This is a genomic window from Ideonella sp. A 288 (assembly GCF_002198735.1).
Classification (GTDB): Bacteria; Pseudomonadota; Gammaproteobacteria; order Burkholderiales; family Burkholderiaceae_C; genus Pseudaquabacterium.
This window is the reverse complement of sequence record NZ_MWLO01000118.1, coordinates 111,833-120,320: the sequence shown is the minus strand read 5'-3', so window position 1 is coordinate 120,320 and position 8,488 is coordinate 111,833. Positions and strand designations below refer to the sequence as shown.

7 protein-coding genes are annotated in these 8,488 nt (G+C 70.4%); all 7 read left to right on the top strand.

All coding sequences use genetic code 11. From position 1 onward, the window contains the following. The first annotated feature begins 328 nt into the window (after nucleotides 1-328). The 7 genes from EOINJALH_RS13050 to EOINJALH_RS13020 all read left to right on the top strand — a co-directional run bounded on the left by EOINJALH_RS13050 (nucleotide 329) and on the right by EOINJALH_RS13020 (nucleotide 8,464). Nucleotides 329-1,525, top strand: a complete 1,197-nt coding sequence (locus tag EOINJALH_RS13050; RefSeq protein WP_088280800.1) for a substrate-binding domain-containing protein — start codon at nucleotides 329-331, stop codon at nucleotides 1,523-1,525. A 152-nt stretch (nucleotides 1,526-1,677) separates the two neighbouring features. After that, nucleotides 1,678-2,457 (top strand): ABC transporter ATP-binding protein, encoded by a 780-nt coding sequence (locus tag EOINJALH_RS13045; RefSeq protein WP_088280794.1) that lies wholly within the window; start codon nucleotides 1,678-1,680, stop codon nucleotides 2,455-2,457. A 144-nt stretch (nucleotides 2,458-2,601) separates the two neighbouring features. Beyond that, on the top strand, nucleotides 2,602-3,339 hold the full coding sequence (locus EOINJALH_RS13040) for an ABC transporter ATP-binding protein (protein WP_088280793.1): 738 nt from the start codon (nucleotides 2,602-2,604) through the stop codon (nucleotides 3,337-3,339). Then, nucleotides 3,336-4,361, top strand: coding sequence for a branched-chain amino acid ABC transporter permease (locus EOINJALH_RS13035; protein WP_088280792.1), 1,026 nt, complete (start codon nucleotides 3,336-3,338; stop codon nucleotides 4,359-4,361). Before EOINJALH_RS13040 ends, EOINJALH_RS13035 begins: the two co-directional genes overlap by 4 nt. 3 nt (nucleotides 4,362-4,364) lie before the next feature. Further along, on the top strand, nucleotides 4,365-5,441 hold the full coding sequence (locus tag EOINJALH_RS13030; RefSeq protein ID WP_088280791.1) for a branched-chain amino acid ABC transporter permease: 1,077 nt from the start codon (nucleotides 4,365-4,367) through the stop codon (nucleotides 5,439-5,441). Nucleotides 5,442-5,496: 55 nt separating this feature from the next. Further along, nucleotides 5,497-7,602, top strand: coding sequence for a D-(-)-3-hydroxybutyrate oligomer hydrolase (locus tag EOINJALH_RS13025; protein ID WP_088280799.1), 2,106 nt, complete (start codon nucleotides 5,497-5,499; stop codon nucleotides 7,600-7,602). 22 nt (nucleotides 7,603-7,624) lie between these two features. After that, nucleotides 7,625-8,464: an alpha/beta fold hydrolase gene (locus tag EOINJALH_RS13020; protein ID WP_088280790.1), complete on the top strand. Its 840-nt coding sequence runs from the start codon at nucleotides 7,625-7,627 to the stop codon at nucleotides 8,462-8,464. Nucleotides 8,465-8,488 lie beyond the last annotated feature (24 nt).

Here is an 8,488-nt window from a genome sequence, read left to right as displayed (position 1 = left end):
CTCCGTGGGTAGGGGGCGGGGGGTGATCCGCCGCGCAATGTACCGTCCCGCTGCGACACGGTCACTCCGGGGTTTTCGAACGTCGGCCTCTGGGGTGTCCGGCTTTCAGGCGTCCGAAGGACAGACGGTGCGTCGGTGGGTGTCCGCCGATCGGGCATCGGGCGGCCTGCCGACGGTCCCTGACCCGGCCCTTCGGACCGATTCAGCGCCAAAACTCGGGGTTTGCACCAAGCCCGTGCGCGATGGCATGGGCCGTGCGATCGGTGGCCCATCCCCCACCGGCTGGCCTTGCCCGGCGGCCCGCGAAACCCAGGAGAACCACATGTCGATGTCCCGTCGCGCCCTTGCGCTCAGCTCCCTGGCACTGGCCGCCGCGGCCCTGCCGGGCACCGTGTCGGCCCAGGCCAAGGGCGAGGTGAAGATCGCCCTCATCAGCGGCAAGACCGGCCCGCTCGAGGCCTATGCCAAGCAGACCGTCACCGGCTTCATGATGGGCCTGGACTACGCCACCGGCGGCACCATGACGGTGGCCGGCAAGAAGATCGTCGTCATCGAGAAGGACGACCAGGGCAAGCCCGACCTGGGCAAGAACCTGCTGGCCGCGGCCTATGGCGACGACAAGGTCGACCTCGCGGTGGGCACCACCGGCTCGGGCGTGGCGCTGGCCATGCTGCCGGTGGCCGAGGAGTACAAGAAGATCCTGATCGTCGAGCCCGCGGTGGCCGATGCCATCACCGGCGAGAAGTGGAACAAGTACATCTTCCGCACCGGCCGCAGCAGCAGCCAGGACGCGCTGGCCAACGCCATCGTGCTGGACAAGGACAACGTCAGCGTCGCCACGCTGGCGCAGGACTACGCCTTCGGCCGCGACGGCGTCAAGGCGCTGAAGGATTCGCTGAAGAAGACCAAGGTGGTGCACGAGGAATACGTGCCGCAGAACGCCACCGACATCACCGCCGCCGCGCAGCGCATCTTCGACAAGATGAAGGGCCTGCCGGGCCGCAAGATCATCTCGATCATCTGGGCCGGCAACCTGGCCGTGCCGTTCAAGATCATCGACATGGAGCCCAAGCGCTACGGCATCGAACTGGCCACCGGCGGCAACATCCTGCCCGCGATGACGCTGTACAAGCGCCTGCCCGGCATGGAAGGCGCGCTGTACTACTACTTCGGCATCCCGAAGAACCCGGTCAACGAGTGGCTGGTGGCCAACCACTACAAGCAGTTCAAGAGCCCGCCCGACTTCTTCACCGCCGGCGGCATGAGCGCGGCCATCGCCGCGGTGGAGGCGCTGAAGAAGACCGGCGGCGACACCAACACCAACAAGCTCATCGCCACGATGGAGGGCATGAGCTTCGAGACGCCCAAGGGCAAGATGACCTTCCGCAAGGAAGACCACCAGGCCATGCAGTCGATGTACCACTTCAAGATCAAGGTGGACCCGGCCTTCGACTGGGGCGTGCCGGAGCTGGTGCGCGAGATCAAGCCCGAGGAGATGCAGGTCCCCATCCGCAACAAGCGCTGATCGATCGGCTACTGCGCGGCCGGGATCCGTCGTTGCGGGTCCCCCCGGGGATCCTCATGCACCTCCAGTGCATTCCGGTCCCCGGGTCCTCCCGCGCCTAGGCTGCCGGCCGCTCGCTACGCCTCTGAGTGCTGCGCTCCCCATATCGACCCATGCTCGAAACCGTCGACCTGACCATCCGCTTCGGCGGCCACGTGGCGGTGGACCACGTGTCGTGCGCGTTCGCGCCGGGCACGCTCACCGCCATCGTCGGGCCCAACGGCGCGGGCAAGACCACCTACTTCAACCTCGTCTCGGGCCAGTTGCCGGCCAGCGAGGGCCGGGTGCTGCTCGATGGCGAGGACATCACCGCGCTGCCGGCGCCACTGCGCACGCGGCGCGGCCTGGGGCGGGCGTTCCAGCTGACGCAGCTGTTCCCGATGCTCAGCGTGATGGAGAACCTGCGCCTGGCGGTGCAGGCCCGCGAGGCTGGGCGCGGGCAGGGCGGCGGCTGGGGGGGCGTGGACCTGCTGCGCGTCTGGTCGGACCGCAAGGCCTGGATCGACGAGGCGCTGTCGCTGCTCGACTCGGTGCGCCTGGCCGACAAGCGCCACGTGCCGGCCAGTGCGCTGCCGCACGGCGACCAGCGCAAGCTCGAGGTGGCGATGCTCATCGCGCTGCAACCCAAGGTCTTCATGTTCGACGAACCCACCGCCGGCATGAGCGTCGACGAGGTGCCGGTGATCCTCGACCTGATCCGCGGCCTGAAGGCCCGGCGCGACAGCACCATCCTGCTCGTCGAGCACAAGATGGACGTGGTGCGCGAACTGAGCGACCGCATCATCGTGCTGCACAACGGCGCGCTGGTGGCCGACGGCGAGCCCGCGGCGGTGATCGCCTCGCCGATCGTCCAGCAGGCCTACCTCGGCATCGCAGCGGAAGAGCCGGCATGAGCCCCGCCCGGCCGCCCGAAGGGGCTCATTCCCGCTTGGCGGGACCGGCCGCAGGCCGTAGGGTGCACCCATGAGCCCCGCCCGGCCGCCCGAAGGGGCTCATTCCCGCTTGGCGGGACCGGCCGCAGGCCGTAGGGTGCACCAATGACCGAACCGCTGTTGGAACTGCGCGGCGTGCATACGCACATCGGCGCGTACCACATCCTGCACGGCGTGGACTTCGAGGCGCACGAGGGCGAGGTGACGATGCTGCTGGGCCGCAACGGTGCCGGCAAGACCACCACGCTGCGCACGATCATGGGCCTGTGGAGGGCCACGCAGGGCGAGGTGCGTTTCCGCGGCCAGTCGATCAAGGCCACCGACACGCCCGGCATCGCCGGCCTGGGCATCGCCTACGTGCCCGAGAACATGGGCATCTTCACCGACCTGACGGTGAAGGAGAACATGGTGCTGGCGGCCCGCGCCGCGCGGCATGCCGGCGAACTGGACACGCAGCGGCTCGACTGGATCTTCGGCCTGTTCCCGGCGCTGAAGAAGTTCTGGCTGTACCCGGCCGGCAAGCTCAGCGGCGGCCAGAAGCAGATGCTGGCCGTGGCCCGCGCCATCTGCGAGCCGCGTGCGCTGCTGCTGATCGACGAGCCCAGCAAGGGCCTGGCACCGGCGATCATCCAGAACCTGATCACCGCCTTCAACGAGCTCAAGCGCCAGCGCACCACCATCGTGCTGGTGGAGCAGAACTTCATGATGGCCCGCGCGCTGGGCGACCGCGTGGCGGTGATGGACAACGGCCGCGTCGTGCACGCCGGTGCCATGCGCGAACTGGCCGAGGACGAGTCGCTGCAGCAGCGGCTGCTGGGCCTGTCGCTGGGAGTGCACCAATGACCACCGCCACCACCACCGCCGGCAGCACCGTGCCCAGCGCGGTGCCGAAGGCCGAATTCGACTGGCGCCCGCTGGCGCTGCTGGCCGCGGTGCTGGGCCTGGCGCTGCCGCTGGTGGGTTCGCCCGCCACCTGGCTCACGCTCACCGTGGCCGGCCTGGCGATGGGCATGATCATCTTCGTCATCGCCTCGGGCCTGACGCTGGTGTTCGGCCTGATGGACGTGCTGAACTTCGGCCACGGCGTGTTCATCGCGCTCGGCGCCTTCGTGGCCACCAGCGTCTACGCCGGCTTCGGCGGGCTGGAGTCGGCCTCGGGGCCGGCGGCGCTGGGCATCGTCTTCGTCAGCATGCTGGCCGCGATGGCCGTGGCCGGGGCGCTGGGCTGGGTGTTCGAGCGGCTGCTGGTGCGGCCGGTGTACGGCCTGCACCTCAAGCAGATCCTCATCACCATGGGCGGCATGATCGTCGGCGAAGAGCTGATCAAGGTCGTCTGGGGCCCGCTGCAGATCCCGATGCCGCTGCCCGAACTGCTGCGCGGCTCGTGGTTCGTCGGCGATGCCGCCATCGAGAAGTACCGCGTGCTCGCCGCCGGCATCGGCGCGCTGGTGCTGGCGGTGCTGCTGTTCACGCTCAACCGCACCAAGCTCGGACTGCTCATCCGCGCCGGCGTGCAAGACCGCGAGATGGTCGAGTCGCTGGGCTACCGCATCCGGCGACTGTTCGTCGGCGTGTTCGCCGCGGGCAGCGCGCTGGCCGGGCTGGGCGGCGTGCTGTGGGGCCTGTACCAGCAGAGCGTCACGCCGCAGATGGGCGCGCAGGTCAACGTGCTCATCTTCATCGTCATCATCATCGGCGGGCTGGGCAGCACGCTGGGCTGCTTCGTCGGCGCGCTGCTGGTGGGGCTGATGGCCAACTACACCGGCTTCCTGGCCCCCAAGGTGGCCCTGTTCTCCAACATCGGCCTGATGGTGGCGGTGCTGCTGTGGCGCCCGCAGGGGCTCTATCCCGTGACGAATCGCTGAGCCATGATCGCCAGACTCCTTTCGCACGACCTGCCGCGCAGCCGCCTGCTGGCGCTGGCGCTGGTGCTCGTGGTGGTCGGCCTGGCGCTGGCCCCGTTCCTGTTCCCCGGCAGCAAGGCGCTGGGCGTGGCGGCCAAGATGCTGGTGTTCATCGTGCTGGTGGCCAGCTACGACCTGCTGCTGGGCTACACCGGCATCGTGAGCTTCGCGCACACCATGTTCTTCGGCATCGGCGCCTATGGCGTGGCCATCGCCAGCACGCGGCTGGGTGAGGGCTGGCCGGCGGTGGCCGCCGGCACCGCCGCGGCGCTGGCGGTGTCGCTGGTGCTGTCGCTGGTGATCGGCCTGTTCTCGCTGCGCGTGAAGGCCATCTTCTACGCGATGATCACGCTGGCGGTGGCCACGGCCTTCCAGACCCTGGCGTCGCAACTGAGCGACTTCACCGGCGGCGAGGACGGCCTCACCTTCAAGAACCCCGAATGGCTGTCACCCAGCTTCGAGCCCTTCGAGCAGCCGCTGCTCGGGGTGGCGGTCGACGGCAAGCTGGTGGCCTACTACCTGCTGTTCGTGGCCGCGGTGGTGCTGTTCCTGGCCATGCTGCGCATCGTCAATTCGCCCTTCGGCCGCGTGCTGCAGGCCATCCGCGAGAACGACTTCCGCGCAGAGGCCATCGGCTTCCGCACGGTGGTGTACCGCACGCTCGGCAACGTGCTGGCGGCGCTGTTCGCCACCCTGGCCGGCGTGCTGCTGGCGCTGTGGCTGCGCTACACCGGGCCCGACACCACGCTGAGCTTCGAGATCATGCTCGACATCCTGCTCATCGTCGTGATCGGCGGCATGGGCACGATGTACGGCGCGGTGATCGGCTCGGTGCTGTTCGTGCTGGCCCAGAACTACCTGCAAGACCTGCTGAAGCTGGCCGGCGGCGCGCTCGACGGCGTGCCCGTGCTGGGGCAGCTGGTCTCGCCCGACCGCTGGCTGCTGTGGCTGGGCGTGCTGTTCGTGCTGTCGGTGTACCACTTCCCCGCCGGGGTGGTGGGCCGCTTGCGCGCGATGGCACCGGCGCCATCGAACAAATGACATGACCACGAGGAGAGACCCGATGACCCACGACGCACCGCACCTGCCCATCCGCATGCTCACGCCGCCCCGCCCGCCGATCGTGGCCGTGGCGCTGGCCGCCTCCCTGGCCCTCGGCGCCTGCGGCGGCGGCGATTCGGTCGAGGTCAGCGTCAAGCCGAGCTTCGTGGGCACGGTGAAGACCACCACCTACGACGGCGTCACCGACGACCTGCTCACCGCCGGCCTGGGCCGCAGCGGCCTGGCCTCGGCCGTGGCGCCCACGCTGTCGGCCGTGCCCACCGCGGCCGAGCTGCGCCGGCTGGCCATCCACAGCAGCTACCGCGGGCTGGTCGACACCACCACCAACGGCGGCTACGGCGTGTTCTACGGCCCCAACGTCGACGCGGCCGGCGTGGTCGGCAGCGGCGAAGGCCGCATCGCCGGCACCGAGACCATCACCTTCAGCGACGACGGCAGCGGCCAGCGCAACGTCACGCTGATGGTGCAGGTGCCGGCCGGCTTCGACCCCGCGCAGCCCTGCATCGTCACCGCCACCTCGTCGGGCTCGCGCGGCGTCTACGGCGCCATCTCCACCGGCGAATGGGGCCTGAAGCGCGGCTGCGCCGTGGCCTACACCGACAAGGGCACCGGCAGCGCGCCGCACGACCTGGCGGCCGACACCGTGCCGCTGATCGACGGTACGCGCAGCGCGTCGGCCACCGCCGGCGCGCAGGCGGCCTTCCGCGCCGCGCTGTCGGCCACCGACCTGACGGCCTTCAACGCCGCCACGCCGAACCGCTTTGCCTTCAAGCACGCCCACTCGCAGCGCAACCCCGAGAAGGATTGGGGCAACTTCACGCTGCAGGCGGTGGAGTTCGCGTTCTGGGTGCTCAACGAGCGCTACGGCCAGACGCTGGTCACCGGCGCGCACGAGCGCCGCATCCGGCCCGAGAACACCATCGTCATCGCCTCCAGCGTGTCCAACGGCGGCGGCGCTGCCATCGCCGCGGCCGAGATCGACCGCGCCGGCCTGATCGACGGCGTGGCGGTGGCCGAGCCGGCCATCGAGATGCCGCCCAACCCGGGCGTGACGGTGCGCCGCGGCATCACCGCGCAGCCCACCATCGGCAAGACGCTGGTCGACTTCACCACCTACGCCAACCTTTACCAAAGCTGCGCCGCGCTGTCGCCGCAGGTGGCCGGCACGCCGGGCGCGGCCTTCGTCGTCACGGCCTTCGCCACCAACCGCTGCGCGTCGCTGAAGGCCAAGGGCCTGCTCACCGCCAGCACCACGACGGCCCAGGCCGACGAGGCGCTGCAGAAGCTGCGCGACTACGGCTGGGAGCCCGAGGCGGCGGTGCTGCACGCGTCGCACGCGGCCTTCGAGATCGCCTCGGCGGTGAGCGTCACCTTCGCCAACGCGCTGTCCCGCGCCAGCGTCAAGGACCACCTGTGCGGCTACAGCTTCGGCGCCACCACCCCGCAGGGCGTGCCCACGGCGCTGGCCACGGCGGCGGTGCTGCCGCTGTTCGCCACCGGCAACGGCGTGCCGCCGTCGGCCGGCGTGCAACTGATCAACAACCTGAGCCCGGGCGCGCCGCTGCGCGACCTGTTCTCGTTCTCGCCGTCCACGCTGGTGCAGGATTTCAACCTCGACGGCGCGCTGTGCCTGCGCGACCTGATCGGCGGCACCGGCCCCACCGCGCGGGCGCTGCAGGCGGGCGTCGACGAAACCCGCCGCAGCGGCCGCCTGGGCGGCAAGCCGGCACTGATCGTGCACGGGCGTGACGACGCGCTGCTGCCGGTCAACCACACCTCGCGGCCCTACACCGCGATGAGCAAGACCGTGGAAGGTGCCAACAGCAAGCTGTCGTACATCGAGGTGGCCAATGCCCAGCACTTCGACGGCTTCATCGGCCTGCCGGCAGTGCTGCCCGGCTACGACACGCGCTACGTGCCGCTGCACCTGTACCTGTTCCGTGCGCTCGACGCGATGTACGCGCACCTGAAGAACGGCACCGCGCTGCCGCCCAGCCAGGTGGTGCGCACGCTGCCGCGCGGCGGCACGCCGGGTTCGGCGCCGGCGCTGACGGCGGCCAACGTGCCGGCCATCTCGGCCGCGCCGCAGAACGCCGACGCCATCACGATGAGCGGCACGACGCTGTCCGTGCCCGACTGACCGCGACCCGGGTGCCACCGCGATGAGCTTCGCCTCCCGCTACCTGCGCTGCGCAGGCCGAGAACTCCACGTCACCGAATGGGGTGCCTCGCACCACGAGGTGGTCATCGCCTGGCACGGCCTGGCGCGCACCGGGCGCGACATGGACGACATCGCCGCGCACCTGTCCAGCCGCTACCGCGTCATCTGCCCGGACACGCTGGGCCGGGGCCTGTCGCAGTGGAGCCCGGCGCCCGACGACGAGTACTGCCTGGCGTTCTACACGCGCCTGGCCGAATCGCTGCTCGACCAGCTGGGCATCTCGCAGTGCCGCTGGCTGGGCACGTCGATGGGCGGGGCCATCGGCCTGCACGCGGCCGCCGGCCCGCTGCGCGGCCGCATCCGCCGCCTGGTGCTCAACGACATCGGTCCCGAGCTGGCGAAGCCGGCGGTCGAGCGCATCCGCAGCTATGCCGGCAGCCCGCCGGCCTTCGACACCATGGGCGAGCTGGAACAGTACTTCCGCACTGTCTACAAGCCCTACGGCTGGCTGAGCGACGTGCAGTGGCGCCGGCTGACTGAGTCCAGCATGCGCCGGCTGCCCGACGGGCGGGTGACGCCGCACTACGACCCGGCGATGGTGCGCCAGTTCACCGCCCACCCCGACGACTACGACCAGTGGCCGGCCTGGGACAGCCTGGACATCCCGGTGCTGGTGCTGCGCGGCGCCACCAGCGACCTGCTGCTGCCCGAGGTGGCCGAGGCCATGCGCAGCCGCGGCCCGCGGGCGGTGGTCGTCACGCTGCCCGACTGCGGCCACGCGCCGGCGCTGAACACGCCCGAGCACTTCGGGCTGGTCGAGCGCTTCTTCGCCGCCGGCTGAACGCCGCGCCGGGACGGCATCCCG